The organism is Streptomyces sp. DI166 (assembly GCF_900091315.1).
Lineage (GTDB): Bacteria > Actinomycetota > Actinomycetes > Streptomycetales > Streptomycetaceae > Streptomyces > Streptomyces fuscus.
This window is the reverse complement of the sequence record NZ_FLSP01000040.1, coordinates 56,371-70,277: the sequence shown is the minus strand read 5'-3', so window position 1 is coordinate 70,277 and position 13,907 is coordinate 56,371. Positions and strand designations below refer to the sequence as shown.

Here is a 13,907-nt window from a genome sequence, read left to right as displayed (position 1 = left end):
CCCGACCAAGCCGGCCCCGAGCCGCAGAGCGACCCGGGCCTGGAGGCGCTGGCTGCGGACCGGCGCGCGCTGGTCGAGCAGACCGACCACGCCGAGTGGGTCGACCAGCAGCGTGAGCGTCAGCGGCGGCCGGGGCAGGGCGAGAGCTGGGACCCGGTGCCGGTGCCGTTGCCGACGTACGTGACCGCGCCGGTCGCGCCGCGGGCCACTGCCGACGTGGACCTGGAGGCGCCCGACGCGTGGAGTTCGGCGCGTTCCAGCGCCGTCGCGCCGGAGCAGGACTCGGGCGAGTCGCGCGCGGGCGGAGCCGAGCGGGCGGACGCGGACGGCAGCGCGGACACGGCCGACGGCGGCGAGCGCAGCGACGCCCGCCGGGCAGCCTCCGCGCGGCGGGCGCGGGAGCGCGGGCGTACGCCGCTGTTCGACCAGTACGAGGACGGTGGCCGCCCGCGGGCGGCCAACGAGTAGGAGCGGCCCGCCCCGTCCGCGCGCCGGGATCGCACGGGCGCCCCACCTGCAACGGGTCGGGCCCCGGCGAGGAACGGATTTCCAAGCGGGCGGATCGGGATGCTAGAGTTTCACTCGTTGCAAGGGCCTGTGGCGCAGTCCGGTAGCGCACCTCGTTCGCATCGAGGGGGCCAGGGGTTCAAATCCCCTCAGGTCCACGCAGCTCGAAGCCCCGGTAGGGATTATCCCGACCGGGGCTTCGACATGTTGTGCCAACTCCCGTTCCTTTCACCGGGCATGGAGACGTGACTCCTTATGCCGATCGCAGTCGCTGCCCTGGGCATCACGATCTTCTGTCTCGCCCTTCGGCTGGCGGTCACCGTCGTGCGGATGCGGGACCTGCCCGTGTGGCGCAGGTATCTCCCGCTGGCGCTCTTTCTGATCGCGGACGCCGCGAGCCTGTTGCGGGCCTTCGATATTCCGCAGATCGCCGAGGCCATCGCCTTCCCCTTCAACCTCGCCGGCCTCGTGCTGGCGCTGCGGGAGATCCGCGCCCGGCGTGGCATTCGCGCCGAGCGCGGCACTGCCTGAACAGCCGCAGGGGCGGGGGCGGGTGAGGCCCGTCGCTCAGGGGTTGAGCGGCTTGGCGTAGCAGAGGCTCAGTTCGTGGAAGCGGTAGTAGCCGAACTTCGCGCACGGCTCGTATCCGCTGGACTCGTACAGGGCGACGGCCTCCGGCTGCTTGGCGCCGGTCTCCAGGACCATGCGGACGCGGCCGGCGGCGCGGGCGTCCTCCTCCAATGCGGCGAGGATGCGGCGCGCGAGGCCGCGGCCGCGCATGGCGTCGATCACATACATCCGCTTCAGTTCGGCGTCGCCGTCCAGGTTGCCCTCGTCGTTCGCGTCACGGGCGCGCCAGCCGCCGGAGGCGACCGGGGTTCCGTCCTCGTCGTAAGCGATGAGATACACACCGTTCGGCGGCTCGAAATCCGCCGTGGCCATGACCGTGGCGTCGCCGTCGTCGCCGTAGCGGGTGGCGTACTCCGCCTGGACCGCGTCGTTGAGCTTGACGGCGTCGGGGTGGTCGAAGGAGACACGACGTATGTACATGCAGGTAACCGTACAGTCGTAAGCAGTCGGAATCTGGACTCGGTCCAGTTCACGGGTATGGTGCCCGGGTGCTGACTGTGACCTCCGTGAATGTGAACGGGCTGCGCGCTGCCGCGAAGAAGGGCTTCGTGGAGTGGCTGGCCGAGACCTCCGCCGATGTGCTGTGCCTGCAGGAGGTGCGCGCGGAGCCGCAGCAGCTGCCGGAGGCCGTACGGGCGCCCGAGGGCTGGCATGTCGTACACGCTCCGGCCGCCGCCAAGGGGCGCGCGGGCGTCTCCCTCTACACCCGCTGCGAGCCCGAGCGCGTCCAGGTCGGCTTCGGGTCGAGCGAGTTCGACGGGAGTGGACGGTACGTCGAGGCCGACCTTCCCGGTGTGACCGTCGCCTCTCTGTACCTCCCTTCCGGCGAGGTCGGGACCGAGCGCCAGGACGAGAAGATCCGCTTCATGGGCGAGTTCCTCGGTTACCTCAAAGAACTGCGCGAACGTGCCGCCGCCGACGGGCGCGAGGTCGTCGTCTGCGGCGACTGGAACATCGCCCACGAGAAGGCCGACCTGAAGAACTGGCGCGGCAACACCAAGAACTCCGGCTTCCTGCCCGAGGAGCGCGAGTGGCTCGGCCAGGTGCTCGATCCGGCGCAGGGCGGTTACGTCGACGTCGTGCGCTCCCTGCACCCGGACGTCGAGGGGCCGTACAGCTGGTGGTCGTACCGGGGGCGTGCCTTCGACAACGACACGGGCTGGCGCATCGACTACCAGATCGCGACGCCCGGGCTCGCGCGGCGGGCGGTCAAGGGTTTCGTGGAGCGCGCGGCGACGCATGCGGAGCGTTGGTCGGATCATGCGCCGGTGACGGTTGTGTACGAGGAGCGCGTGTAGGCGCACGGTGGGGTGAGTGTGCGCCGAGCGTGCGCGGGCGCGTGGTGGTACGGGCGTGCGCGCCCTGGCGTGGCGCCCGCCTTTCCCATCGGCTTCCGTCGGCCCGTGCGCGCCGCCCGCGTGCGCCGGGGGTGCTTCGTGTGCTGCGTGCGCCCCTGTCTTCCTGAACGCGCCCCCACCTTCCCGCGTGCGCCCCGACGACCGCTCGCGCGCCCCGACGACCGCTCGCGCGCCCCGACGCCTGCTCACGCGCCCGCTCTACGACCGCTTCCGCAGGCGGCGGTCCAGGGCCAGCGACATCTCCGCCTCCACCACACTTCGGGCCAGGGGACGCAGACGGGGCAGGTCCTCCTCGGTGCCGTGGCGGAGGATGAGGTTGGCGAAGAGGTCGGCGAGGACGTCGGCGTGGGCGCGCAGTTCCTTGCCCGCCGCCAGCACCTCGGCGAGCGGGATGCCCTCGCGGACCAGGGCTGAGGAGACGTCCAGCAGGCGTCGGCTGATGTGGACGATCTCCTCGCCGTCGGTGGCGAGGTACCCGAGTTCCATGGCGGCGGCCAGGTTCTCCGGGGTGACCTCACCGGCGAAGTGGTCGGCGAGTTCCTCGGGGGTGAGACGGACCGGCGTCTCCTCGGTGGGGGAGTCCATGCCGAGCAGGTCGGCGACATCGCGGCCGTGGTCGAACGCCTCGGCCAGTTCGGCGATGCCGCTGAGGGTGTGGCCGCGTTCCAGCAGCGCCGAGATCGTGCGCAGCCGGGCCAGGTGGCGGTCGTCGTACCAGGCGATACGGCCCTCGCGGCGGGGCGGCGGGATGAGTCCGCGTTCGCGGTAGAAGCGCAGGGTGCGCACGGTGATGCCGGCCAGTCGGGCCAGCTCCTCCATGCGGTACTCGCGACGGCCCTCGGGTTGTCCAGCGTCTTGTGCCACGCCGGAAGCCTATGGCGTACCAGGGGTAACTTTCCTCGGCCCGCCCCCTACCCATGAGTACAGAGCTGCTCTACCCTCCCATTGCGCCAGTGTTCACTGGCAGAGTCGCATGGGCTGTGGAGGGGCTTCGGGATGACCGGACACGAGCATGTACGGGTGGCGGTGATCGGATCCGGCTTCGGCGGGCTCGGGGCCGCGGTGCGGCTGCGGCGCGAGGGCGTCACCGACTTCGTCGTCCTGGAGCGGGCCTCCAGCGTAGGCGGCACCTGGCGCGACAACAGCTATCCCGGGTGTGCCTGCGACGTTCCGTCGCACCTGTACTCCTTCTCCTTCGCGCCCAACCCGGACTGGCCGCGCACCTTCTCGGGTCAGGAGCACATCCGCGCCTACCTGGAGCACGTCACGGACACCTTCGGGCTGCGCCCGCACATCCGCTTCGACTCCGAGGTGAAGCGGATGGCCTGGAACGCCGAGCGGCTGTGCTGGGACATCGAGACCACCAGTGGGAACCTCTCCGCCGACGTGGTCGTGTCGGCCACCGGGCCCCTCTCCGACCCCAAGATCCCGGAGATCCCCGGGCTCGACTCCTTCCCGGGCAAGGTCTTCCACTCCGCGCGCTGGGACCACGACTACGACCTGCGCGGCAAGCGCGTCGCCATGGTCGGTACCGGTGCCTCCGCGATCCAGATCGTGCCGGCCATCCAGCCGCTCACCGAGCGGCTCACCCTTTTCCAGCGCACCCCGCCGTGGGTCATGCCGCGCATGGACCGCGCGATCAGCGGCGCGGAGCGCTGGCTGCACCGGCGGCTCCCCTTCACGACCCAGGCCCGGCGCGGGCTGCTGTGGGGGATCAGGGAGCTCCAGGTCCAGGCGTTCACCAAGCACCCGAACGAACTCGGTCTGGTAGAGCGGCTCGCCCGGCAGAACATGGCCCGCGCGATCAAGGATCCCGAGCTGCGCGCCAAACTCACCCCGGACTACCGCATCGGCTGCAAGCGGATCCTGCTCAGCAGCGAGTACTACCCGGCGATCGCCCGGCCGAATGTCGACGTGGTCGCCAGCGGGCTCGCCGAGGTGCGCGGGTCCACGCTCGTCGCCGCCGACGGCACCGAGGCGGAGGTCGACGCCATCGTCTTCGGCACCGGCTTCCACGTCACCGACATGCCCATCGCGGAACGGGTCGTCGGGGCGGACGGGCGCACGCTCGCCGAGACGTGGAAGGGCGGCATGCAGGCACTGCGGGGCGCGTCCGCCGCCGGGTTCCCGAACTGGATGACGATCATCGGGCCCAACACCGGGCTCGGGAACTCGTCGATGATCCTCATGATCGAGAGCCAGCTCAACTACATGGCGGACTACCTGCGGCAGTTGAACGTCCTCGGCGGACGCGTGGCCCTGGACGCCCGGCCGAGCGCCGTGCACGCCTGGAACCGGCGCGTGCAGGAGCGCATGAAGCGCACGGTGTGGAACACGGGTGGCTGCACGAGCTGGTACCTGGACGCGAGTGGGCGCAACACCACCATCTGGCCCGGTACGACGAGCGAGTTCCGGCGCGCGACGCGCCGCGTGGAGCTCGCGGAGTACGCGGTGGTGCGCGCCGTGAGCGCGCAGGGCGGCGCCGAGGGGCGCGAGGGCGCGCGGGACAGCGCCAGCGCGTCCGAAGAGCGCATCAGCGCGCAGAACGGCGCTGGCCAACCGAAGGAGCGCAACAGCGAGAAAAGCAGCGCCTCCCCCACCAAGGGGCGCAAGAGCGCGAACAGCCGCGCCAACGCGGACACAAGCCCCGCCGAACAGCGCGAAGGCGCGAACAACAGCGCCAGCCCACCCGAGCGCCCCACCACCCCCTCCGCTCCCACCACCCGCCCGGAGGTAGACGCATGAGCCGCCTCACCCACGTCAGCTCCGGCCCCTACGCCCCACCCACCCCCGCCCGCGAACTCACCGCGACCTCCGCGGACGGCGCGCGTCTGCACGTGGAGGTGCACGGCCCCGACAACGCGCCCCCCGTCGTCCTCGCCCACGGCTGGACCTGCTCCACCGCCTTCTGGGCCGCGCAGATCCGGGAGCTGGCCACCGACCACCGCGTCATCGCCTACGACCAGCGCGGCCACGGACGCAGCCCGGCGAGCCCGGCCTGCAGCACCGACGCGCTCGCCGACGACCTGGTGGCCGTACTGAAGGCGACGCTCGCGCCCGGGGAGAAGGCGGTGCTCGCCGGGCACTCCATGGGCGGGATGACCGTGCTGGCGGCGTCCGCGCGGCCGGAGGTGAAGGAGCACGCGGCGGCTGTCCTGCTGTGCAGTACCGGTGCGTCGCGGCTGGTCGCAGAGTCGACCGTCGTACCGCTGCGGCCGGGGCGGGCGCGGACGTGGCTGACCAAGAAGATCCTCGGGTCGCGGGCGCCGCTCGGGCCGGTCACGCCGCTCGCGCGGCGGGTGCTCAAGTACGGGACCATGGGCCCGGGTTCGGCGCCGCACATGGTCGAGGCGTGCGCGCGGATCGTGCACGCCTGTCCTCGGAAGGTGCGGCACGCCTGGTCGCAGGTGCTGGACGCGCTGGATCTGGACCACGGCGTACCGCAGTTGACGGTGCCGACCGCGGTCGTCGTCGGTACCGCGGACCGGCTCACGCCGCCCGTGCACGCGCGGTCGCTGGCCGCCGCGCTGCCGGCGTGCACCGGGCTCACCGAACTGCCCGGGGTCGGGCACATGACGCCGGTGGAGGCGCCGGAGCTGGTCAGCACCAGGATTCGGGAACTCGTCGTCGCCTACGTACAGATCAAGGAGGGCGCATGAGCAGGGTGAGCCTCGAAGGACAGGTCGCCGTCGTCACCGGAGCGGCGCGGGGCGTGGGGGAGCTGCTCGCCCGCAAGCTCTCCGCGCGGGGCGCGAAAGTGGCGCTGGTCGGGCTGGAGGCGGACGCGCTCAAGCAGGTCTCCGAGCGGCTGCACAGCGACAGTGACCACTGGTACGCCGATGTCACCGACCACGAGGCGATGGCGAGGGTGGCGAGGGAGGTCAAGGAGCGGTTCGGGAAGGTCGACATCGTCGTGGCCAACGCCGGGGTCGCCTCCGGCGGACCCTTCGTGGACTCCGACCCGGAGGCGTGGCGGCGGGTCATCGAGGTGAACCTGATCGGATCGGCCGTCACCGCGCGGGCGTTCCTCCCGCTGCTCATGGAGAGCCGCGGCTATCTGCTCCAGATCGCCTCGCTCGCCGCGATCACCCCGGCGCCGATGATGACCGCGTACTGCGCGTCCAAGTCGGGTGTGGAGGCGTACGCGCACAGTCTGCGCGCCGAGGTCGGCTACAAGGGCGTACGGGTCGGCGTCGGGTACCTGTCCTGGACCGACACGGACATGGTGCGCGGGGCCGATCAGGACGACGTGATGCGGGAGTTGCGGCAGCGGCTGCCGTGGCCGTCGAACAAGACGTACCCGCTCGGGCCCGCGGTCGACCGGATCGTCGCCGGGATCGAGCGCCGCTCGGCGCATGTGTACGGGCAGTGGTGGCTGCGCGGGATGCAGGGCGTGCGCGGCTATCTGCCGGGGCTCATCGGGACCGTCGGGCAGCGGGAGATGCGCAGGTTCGCGGACCGGCTCGACGGCATGCGGATCGGGCTGGTCGGAGCGGGCGGTGCCGCCGACGAGAAGGAGCGCGCTACACAGCGTGACTGATCGACATGCGGAGCGTTACGGCGCGTGTGAGTCTGGTCGTGCCCGATCCCCTCACCCATCTTGGGAGTGAAACCGCATGGGCATGAAGGACCAGTTCCAGGAGAAGTCCGAGCAGCTCCAGCAGCAGGCCAAGGAGAAGATGCAGCAGGGCCGCGAGCGCGGCCAGCAGCAGCGTGGCCAGCAGCGCGACCGCGACGAGGACATGGAGCGTTCGCGGCGCGAGGAGCAGGAGCGCTTCGACCAGGACTATGAATCCTGACGCTGCGTGCTGAGCGGAAAGGGCGCCCCCACTGGGGGCGCCCTTTCTCATGCGGCCCGGGGTCTCGCACGGCCCGGAGACTCATGCAGCCGGAGCCCATCCGGCCCGGAGCCACATCCCACCCTGAGCCTCAGGCCGTGCGCGGCGGCAGCTTCGGCCGCGTCCGGTCCGGTACGTGCGCGTAGTCCGGCGGGTCGGCCGGCGGGTTCGTCTCCAGCAGCTCCAGGGCGAGCTGCACCGCGTCGTCGAGCTGGGCGTGGCGGCCCTCCGCCCAGTCCAGGGGGGTGCGCAGGATCTCCAGGTCGGGGATGACGCCCTTGTTCTCGATGGACCAGCCGTACGCGTCGAACCAGGCCGCGTTCATCGGCACCGTGATCACCGTGCCGTCGCCCAGCTGGTGGCGGCCGGTCATGCCGACGACCCCGCCCCAGGTGCGCTGCCCGACGACCGGGCCCAGCTTCAGCAGTTTGAAGGCGGCCGTGATCATGTCGCCGTCGGAGGAGGTCGCCTCGTCGGCGAGGGCGACGATGGGGCCGCGCGGGGCGTTGGAGGCGTAGGAGACGGGCTGGGCGTTGCGGGTCAGGTCCCAGCCGAGGATGGTGCGGGTGAGTTTCTCCACGACGAGTTCGCTGATGTGGCCGCCCGCGTTGCCGCGTACGTCGACGATGAGGGCGGGCCGGGAGACCTCCATGCGCAGATCGCGGTTGAACTGGGCCCAGCCGGAGCCGCCCATGTCCGGGATGTGCAGATAGCCGCACCGCCCGCCGCTCAACTCCCGTACGACCTCGCGGCGCTTGGCGACCCAGTCCTGGTAGCGCAGGGGCCGTTCGTCGATCAGCGGGACCACGGCGACCCGGCGGGAGCGGCCCTCGCCCTCGGTCGGGGTGAAGGTCAGCTCCACGGTCGTACCGCCCGTGCCCGCGAGCAGCGGATACGGTCCCGCCACCGGGTCCACCGGGCGGCCGTCGACGTGGGTGAGGACGGCGCCCTCGCGGATGCCGGTGCCCGCCAGCGGGGAGCGGGCCTTGGAGTCGGAGGAGTCGCCGGGCAGGATCCGGCGCACCGTCCAGCCCGCCTCGCGCCGTACGAAGTTGGCGCCGAGCAGGCCCTGGCGGCGCTGGTAGTGGGGCGGGCCCTCGTTGCGGCGGGACGCGGCGACGTAGGCGTGGGAGGTGCCGAGTTCGCCGAGGACCTCGCGGAGCAGGTCGGCGAACTCGTCGGGGGAGGCGACGCGGTCGACGAGCGGCCGGTACTGGGCGAGTACCGCGTCCCAGTCGATGCCGCACATACCGGGGTCCCAGAAGTAGGCGCGGATCAGCCGGCCCGCCTCCTCGTACGACTGGCGCCATTCGGCGGCCGGGTCGGCGTGGTGGACGATGCGGCGGGCGTCGATCCACACCGTGGAGTCGCTGTCGCCGGTCTCGGTGGCGGGGACGGCGCGCAGGTCACCCTCGTCGACGACGACCAGGCGGCTGCCGTCGCCGCTGATCGCGAACCAGTCCAGGTGTTCGACGAGCTCGGACTTCTTGGCCTTGCTGATGGAGAAGTGCTCCAGGGTGGGACGGCCGCTGGTGTCGTCGGGGTTGGCGAAGGTCTCGCCGAGCGCTCCGGAGATCGGCCAGCGCAGCCAGACCAGGCCGCCGCCGGCCACCGGGCAGAGCGCGGAGTACTTGGAGGCGGCGACCGGGAACGGCGTCACGCGGCTCTCCAGGCCCTCGCTCTCCACGGTCACCGTGCCGCCCTCGCCGCCCTCGTCCTCCACCGGGTCCAGGCCCCCGGCCGCCGGGCGGCCCTCGGGGCTGAGCGCGAACGGGCTCGGCGTCGCCGACGACAGCGGCACCAGGTAGGGGCGGCAGCCGAGCGGGAAGGACAGGTCGCCGGTGTGGACGTCGTAGACCGGGTCGAAGCCGCGCCAGGAGAGGAAGGCGAGGTAGCGGCCGTCGCTGGTGAAGACCGGGTTCTCGTCCTCGAAGCGGCCGTTGGTGACGTCGACGATGAACCGGTCCTTGATGCGGGCCATCTTGATCTGCCGCAGGGAGCGTCCGATACCGGGGTGGGACCAGGTCAGCCAGCCACCGTCGGGGGAGAAGGCGAGGTCGCGGACGGGGCCGTTGATGGACCGGATCAGCTCGGTGACCTCGCCGTTGGAGTCCTCGGTGGCGTCCAGCAGCAGGAGCCGTCCGTCGTGCGCGGCCATGGCCAGGCGTTCGCCCTGCGGGTCGGAGACCAGTTCGAGGACCCGGCCGAGTTCGCCGGAGGCCAGCCGGCGCGGTTCGCGGTCGCCGGTGGCGCGGGGCAGGTAGGCGATCTCGACGGCGTCCTCGCCCTCGGCGTCGGTGATGTAGGCGACCTGACCGGCCGGGCCGAGCATCTCCGGGAGCCGGACGCGTACGCCCGGGGTGTCGGTGATGGTGCGCGCGGGGCCGTCGCGGTGGGTGAGCCAGTACAGGCTGCCGCGTACGACGACGGCGCTGGCGCGGCCCGTCTCGTCCACGGAGATGCCGTCGACGTGCTGGGCGGCGGGCACCTGGTAGCGGCGCCGCCCCGCGCGGGGGCCGCTGAGCCGTACGTCCAGCCTGCGCGGTTCGGCGTCGAGATCGTCGAGGATCCACAGCTCGCCCGCGCACTGGTAGACCACGCGCGTGCCGTCGCTGGAGGCGTGCCGCGCGTAGAAGGCGTCGTGGTCGGTGTGGCGGCGCAGGCCGGAGCCGTCGTGGGCGCAGGAGTAGAGGTTGCCGACGCCTTCGTGGTCGGAGAGGAAGGCGATCCGGCCGCCGACGAACATGGGGCAGGCGAGATGACCTTCGAGGCCTGCCAGCAGCCGTTCGCCGTGGAACCACAGGCGGCCCGTCGCGCCGCCCCGGTAGCGCTTCCAGGAGGCGGGTTCGTGCGGCGGGGTGCCGGTGAGCAGCAGGGTCCTGCGTTCCCCGGCCAGGTCGGCGACCTGGATGTCGCTGACGGGACCCCAGGGCAGTTTGCGGCCGGGGGAGCCGTCCGGGGTGACCTTGTAGGCCCAGGTGTAGTACGAGAAGGGCTCGCCGTGGGAGGCGACGGCGAGGATGTCGCCGTCCGGGGTCCAGCCGGTGACCTGGGTGTCGGCGGTGCCCCAGTGGCTGAGCTGCCGCGCGGGGCCGCCGTCGGCCGGGACCAGGTGGATCTCGGGGTCCAGGGTGCGCCAGCTCGTGTACGCGATGTGCGTGCCGTCGGGGGAGAAGCGGGGGTGGCCCGCCTTGGTGCGGTCGACGGTGAGCCGCCAGGCGCGGCCGGGTCCGTCCAGTCGGGTCAGCCAGAGGTCGTCCTCGCTCACGAAGCACAACAGGTCGCCGTTGATGTGGGGCATGCGCAGGTAGCTCACCTCCTCATGCTTTTCCGGGGGATGGGCCCGGGCAACTTATGAAAAATCGGATCGCGTGACCCAGGACACGTACGAAACCGTTTCGTTTCGATAGTCGCTGGGGTACATTCGTCCTGTACGAAACCGTGTCGTTCGCAGGCGGGCCTCCCCGGCTCTGCCGGTGAATCCGCGAGCCTCCCAGGCTCCCGGTGAACCGCGCGGTGGACTTGTCCGGGGGCAGCGGAGAGGAGAGTGTCATGGCCGAGGCCGCAACCGCGCGCCGCAGCCGGATCACGCCCGAGCGCGAGGCCGAGCTGTACGGCGCCGTACTCGACCTGCTCCGCGAGGTCGGCTACGACGCCCTCACCATGGACGCGGTCGCCGCGCGCACCAAGTCCAGCAAGGCCACGCTCTACCGCCAGTGGGGCGGCAAGGCCGAGCTGGTGGCCAAGGCCGTACGGCACACCAAGCCGGGCGGCATCGGGCTCGGCGACATCGACACCGGTTCGCTCAAGGGCGACCTGCACGCCCTCACCCTGCGCTCGGACGACTGCGAGATGGAGCAGAACTCCGCGCTCATGCGCGGGCTCGCCATGGCCGTGCACAGCAACCCCGATCTGCTGGCGGCGTTCCGGGAGCACCTGATCGAACCCGAACTGGCGGAGTTCCGCCGGGTGGTGCAGCGGGCGATCGACCGGGGCGAGGTCCGTGCGGACAACCCCGCGATCGACTACATGATGCACATGATGCTCGGCGGGTTCGCCGCCCGGACGCTCATCGACGAGCTGCCACCCACGCAGGAATTCCTGCTGTCCTACATCGACGCCGTGGTCCTCCCCGCCCTCGGCGCCCCCAGCGACTGACCGGCCCACCCGGCCGGCGAGTCCCCAGCAAGCCCTCCACCTGACGTCACCGCTCACGTCGCCGGGCTGACCCACCCTGCCCGGAACCGCCTTGTTCACGGGCCGATCCACCCTGCCCTGCACACCCCCACGACCTGACCGGGAGTACGCCTCCGTGGCCACGTTCCTCTATCGACTGGGCCGTCTCGCCTTCCGGCGCCGGCACTTCGTCGCCCTCATATGGGTGGCCCTGCTGACGCTCGCCGGCGTCGGCGCCGCCTCCGCGCCCGCCGCGGGCAACTCGTCCTTCTCCATACCCGGCACCGAGGCCCAGAAGGCCTTCGACCTGCTGGAGGAGCGCTTCCCCGGCTCCAGCGCCGACGGAGCGACCGCCCGGGTCGTCTTCCAGGCGCCGGACGGCGACAAGCTCGCCGACGCCGGGCACAAGTCCGCCGTCCAGCAGGCCGTCAAGGAGCTCGGCACCGGCTCCGAGGTCGTCTCGGTCACCGACCCCTTCGAGACGAAGTCCGTCTCGAAGGACGGCCGCGTCGGCTACGCCCAGGTCCGCTACGAGGTCTCCGGCATGGAACTGGAGGACTCCTCCAAGGAGGCCCTGGAACACGCCGCCGACGAGGCCCGCGAGAGCGGCCTGACCGTGGAGATCGGCGGTGACGCGCTCCAGGCCACGCCCGAGACCGGCTCCACCGAGATCATCGGCATCGCGGTCGCCGCCGTCGTCCTCGTCATCACCCTGGGCTCGCTGGTCGCGGCCGGACTGCCGCTGCTGACCGCCCTGATCGGCGTCGGCATCGGCGTCTCCGCCATCACCGCCCTCGCCAACGCGCTCGAACTGGGCTCCACCACCGGCACCCTGGCCACGATGATCGGCCTCGCCGTCGGTATCGACTACGCGCTGTTCATCGTCTCCCGCTACCGCGCCGAGCTCGCCGAGGGGCGCAGCCGCGAGGAGGCCGTCGGCCGCGCCACCGGCACCGCGGGCTCCGCGGTCGTCTTCGCCGGTCTCACCGTCGTGATCGCGCTGGTGGGCCTGTCGGTCGTCAACATCCCGATGCTGACCAAGATGGGCATCGCCGCCGCCGGCACCGTCGTCATCGCGGTCCTGATCGCCCTGACCATGATCCCGGCGCTGCTCGGCTACGCGGGCCGCAAGGTGCAGCCCGCGGGCGCCCGGAGCAAGCTGCTCGGCCGGAGGAAGAAGAGCGCGAAGGCGTCCGCCAAGCCCAACATGGGCACCCGCTGGGCGAGCTTCGTCGTCCGCCGCCCTGTCGTCGTACTGCTGTTCGGTGTCATCGGCCTCGGCGCCGCCGCCGTACCGGTCGCCTCCCTGGAACTGGGCCTGCCCGACGACGGCTCCCAGCCCACCTCCACCACCCAGCGCCGCGCCTACGACCTGCTCTCCGAGGGCTTCGGCCCCGGCTTCAACGGCCCCCTGATGGTCGTCGGCGACGCCAAGGGCAGCGCCGACCCCAAGGCCGCCGCCACCGAGGTCGCCGACGAGATCAAGGACCTGGACGGCGTCGTCACGGTCACCCCGGCGACGTTCAACAAGCCCGGGGACACCTTCACCATCACCGTCATCCCCGACTCCAAGCCCTCCTCCACCGAGACCGAGGACCTGGTCCACGCCATCCGCGACACCGGCGCCGGCATCGAGGCCGACACCGACACCGAGGTACTGGTCAGCGGCACCACGGCGATGAACATCGACTTCTCGCAGAAGATGAACGACGCGCTGATCCCGTACCTGGCGCTCGTCGTGGGCCTGGCCTTCCTGCTGCTGATCGCGGTGTTCCGGTCGGTCCTCGTCCCGCTGAAGGCGGCGCTCGGCTTCCTGCTGAGCGTGCTCGCCGCACTCGGCGCCGTGGTCGCGGTCTTCCAGTGGGGCTGGCTGTCCGGCCTGCTGGGCGTGGAGGAGACCGGCCCGATCATGTCGATGATGCCGATCTTCATGGTCGGCGTGGTCTTCGGCCTCGCGATGGACTACGAGGTCTTCCTGGTGACCCGGATGCGCGAGGCGTACGTCCACGGCGAGACCCCCGGCCAGGCCGTGGTCACCGGCTTCCGGCACGGGGCGCGGGTGGTCACCGCCGCCGCGGTGATCATGATGGCGGTCTTCGCGGGCTTCATCGGCTCCTCCGAGTCGATGGTCAAGATGATCGGCTTCGGCCTCGCCATCGCCGTCTTCTTCGACGCCTTCGTGGTCCGCATGGCGATCGTCCCGGCGGTCCTGGCCCTGCTCGGCAAGCGGGCCTGGTGGCTGCCGAAGTGGCTGGACCGCGCCCTGCCCAACGTCGACGTCGAGGGCGAGGGCCTGAAGACCGCCGGGGAGGACTCCCGCGCGGAGGACGACGACAAGGAACTCGTACGCGTGTGACGTACGGCTCCTGACAAGGACCAGCCGGTGAGGGCCAGCGTG

Annotated in this window: 10 protein-coding genes, 1 tRNA gene and 2 pseudogenes; 10 read left to right on the top strand and 3 right to left on the bottom strand. The window is 71.6% G+C overall.

Annotated features, from left to right (window positions below; genetic code table 11):
• The 3 genes and pseudogenes from GA0115233_RS20600 to GA0115233_RS20590 all read left to right on the top strand — a co-directional run.
• A pseudogene (locus GA0115233_RS20600) lies at nucleotides 1-468 on the top strand (hypothetical protein); the annotation flags it as partial.
• Between the two features lie 123 nt (nucleotides 469-591).
• Nucleotides 592-665: transfer RNA gene (locus GA0115233_RS20595), tRNA-Ala, on the top strand.
• Between the two features lie 97 nt (nucleotides 666-762).
• Complete coding sequence (locus tag GA0115233_RS20590; RefSeq protein ID WP_093721734.1) at nucleotides 763-1,038, top strand: hypothetical protein; 276 nt, start codon at nucleotides 763-765, stop codon at nucleotides 1,036-1,038.
• A gap of 36 nt (nucleotides 1,039-1,074) precedes the next feature.
• Here the strand turns inward: GA0115233_RS20590 and GA0115233_RS20585 are convergent, their stop codons facing one another.
• Entirely contained in the window at nucleotides 1,075-1,557 is a 483-nt protein-coding gene (locus tag GA0115233_RS20585; RefSeq protein ID WP_093721733.1) for a GNAT family N-acetyltransferase, read from the bottom strand.
• Nucleotides 1,558-1,625: 68 nt separating this feature from the next.
• Between GA0115233_RS20585 and GA0115233_RS20580 the strand changes: the two genes are divergently transcribed.
• Nucleotides 1,626-2,435 (top strand): exodeoxyribonuclease III, encoded by an 810-nt coding sequence (locus tag GA0115233_RS20580; protein WP_093721732.1) that lies wholly within the window; start codon nucleotides 1,626-1,628, stop codon nucleotides 2,433-2,435.
• A 258-nt stretch (nucleotides 2,436-2,693) separates the two neighbouring features.
• Here GA0115233_RS20580 and GA0115233_RS20575 read toward each other — a convergent pair whose 3' ends face one another.
• Complete coding sequence (locus GA0115233_RS20575) at nucleotides 2,694-3,314, bottom strand: MerR family transcriptional regulator (RefSeq protein ID WP_093721731.1); 621 nt, start codon at nucleotides 3,312-3,314, stop codon at nucleotides 2,694-2,696.
• A 177-nt stretch (nucleotides 3,315-3,491) separates the two neighbouring features.
• Here GA0115233_RS20575 and GA0115233_RS20570 point away from each other — a divergent pair.
• The 4 genes and pseudogenes from GA0115233_RS20570 to GA0115233_RS20555 all read left to right on the top strand — a co-directional run.
• A pseudogene (locus GA0115233_RS20570) lies at nucleotides 3,492-4,958 on the top strand (flavin-containing monooxygenase); the annotation flags it as partial.
• A gap of 278 nt (nucleotides 4,959-5,236) precedes the next feature.
• Nucleotides 5,237-6,154, top strand: coding sequence for an alpha/beta fold hydrolase (locus GA0115233_RS20565; RefSeq protein ID WP_093721730.1), 918 nt, complete (start codon nucleotides 5,237-5,239; stop codon nucleotides 6,152-6,154).
• Nucleotides 6,151-7,035, top strand: coding sequence for an SDR family oxidoreductase (locus GA0115233_RS20560; protein ID WP_093721729.1), 885 nt, complete (start codon nucleotides 6,151-6,153; stop codon nucleotides 7,033-7,035). The genes GA0115233_RS20565 and GA0115233_RS20560 overlap by 4 nt, the downstream gene beginning before the upstream one ends.
• Before the next feature lie 76 nt (nucleotides 7,036-7,111).
• Nucleotides 7,112-7,294, top strand: a complete 183-nt coding sequence (locus GA0115233_RS20555; protein WP_093721728.1) for a hypothetical protein — start codon at nucleotides 7,112-7,114, stop codon at nucleotides 7,292-7,294.
• Nucleotides 7,295-7,424: 130 nt separating this feature from the next.
• Here GA0115233_RS20555 and GA0115233_RS20550 read toward each other — a convergent pair whose 3' ends face one another.
• Nucleotides 7,425-10,649 carry a S41 family peptidase gene (locus GA0115233_RS20550; protein WP_093721727.1) on the bottom strand — a complete coding sequence of 1,075 codons (3,225 nt, stop codon included), beginning with the start codon at nucleotides 10,647-10,649 and terminating at the stop codon, nucleotides 7,425-7,427.
• Nucleotides 10,650-10,885: 236 nt separating this feature from the next.
• On the opposite strand from GA0115233_RS20550, the gene GA0115233_RS20545 reads away from it, so the two are divergent.
• On the top strand, nucleotides 10,886-11,491 hold the full coding sequence (locus tag GA0115233_RS20545) for a TetR/AcrR family transcriptional regulator (RefSeq protein WP_093721726.1): 606 nt from the start codon (nucleotides 10,886-10,888) through the stop codon (nucleotides 11,489-11,491).
• A 154-nt stretch (nucleotides 11,492-11,645) separates the two neighbouring features.
• Nucleotides 11,646-13,865: an MMPL family transporter gene (locus GA0115233_RS20540; RefSeq protein ID WP_093721725.1), complete on the top strand. Its 2,220-nt coding sequence runs from the start codon at nucleotides 11,646-11,648 to the stop codon at nucleotides 13,863-13,865.
• Nucleotides 13,866-13,907 lie beyond the last annotated feature (42 nt).

What these genes read in the sequence shown, in the direction of transcription:
- GA0115233_RS20590 (WP_093721734.1), top strand. Translation starts at nt 763, where the DNA reads ATGCCGATCGCAGTCGCTGCCCTGGGCATCACGATCTTCTGTCTCGCC.
- GA0115233_RS20585 (WP_093721733.1), bottom strand. Translation starts at nt 1,557, where the DNA reads ATGTACATACGTCGTGTCTCCTTCGACCACCCCGACGCCGTCAAGCTC.
- GA0115233_RS20575 (WP_093721731.1), bottom strand. Translation starts at nt 3,314, where the DNA reads ATGGAGGAGCTGGCCCGACTGGCCGGCATCACCGTGCGCACCCTGCGC.
- GA0115233_RS20565 (WP_093721730.1), top strand. Translation starts at nt 5,237, where the DNA reads ATGAGCCGCCTCACCCACGTCAGCTCCGGCCCCTACGCCCCACCCACC.
- GA0115233_RS20560 (WP_093721729.1), top strand. Translation starts at nt 6,151, where the DNA reads ATGAGCAGGGTGAGCCTCGAAGGACAGGTCGCCGTCGTCACCGGAGCG.
- GA0115233_RS20555 (WP_093721728.1), top strand. Translation starts at nt 7,112, where the DNA reads ATGGGCATGAAGGACCAGTTCCAGGAGAAGTCCGAGCAGCTCCAGCAG.
- GA0115233_RS20545 (WP_093721726.1), top strand. Translation starts at nt 10,886, where the DNA reads ATGGCCGAGGCCGCAACCGCGCGCCGCAGCCGGATCACGCCCGAGCGC.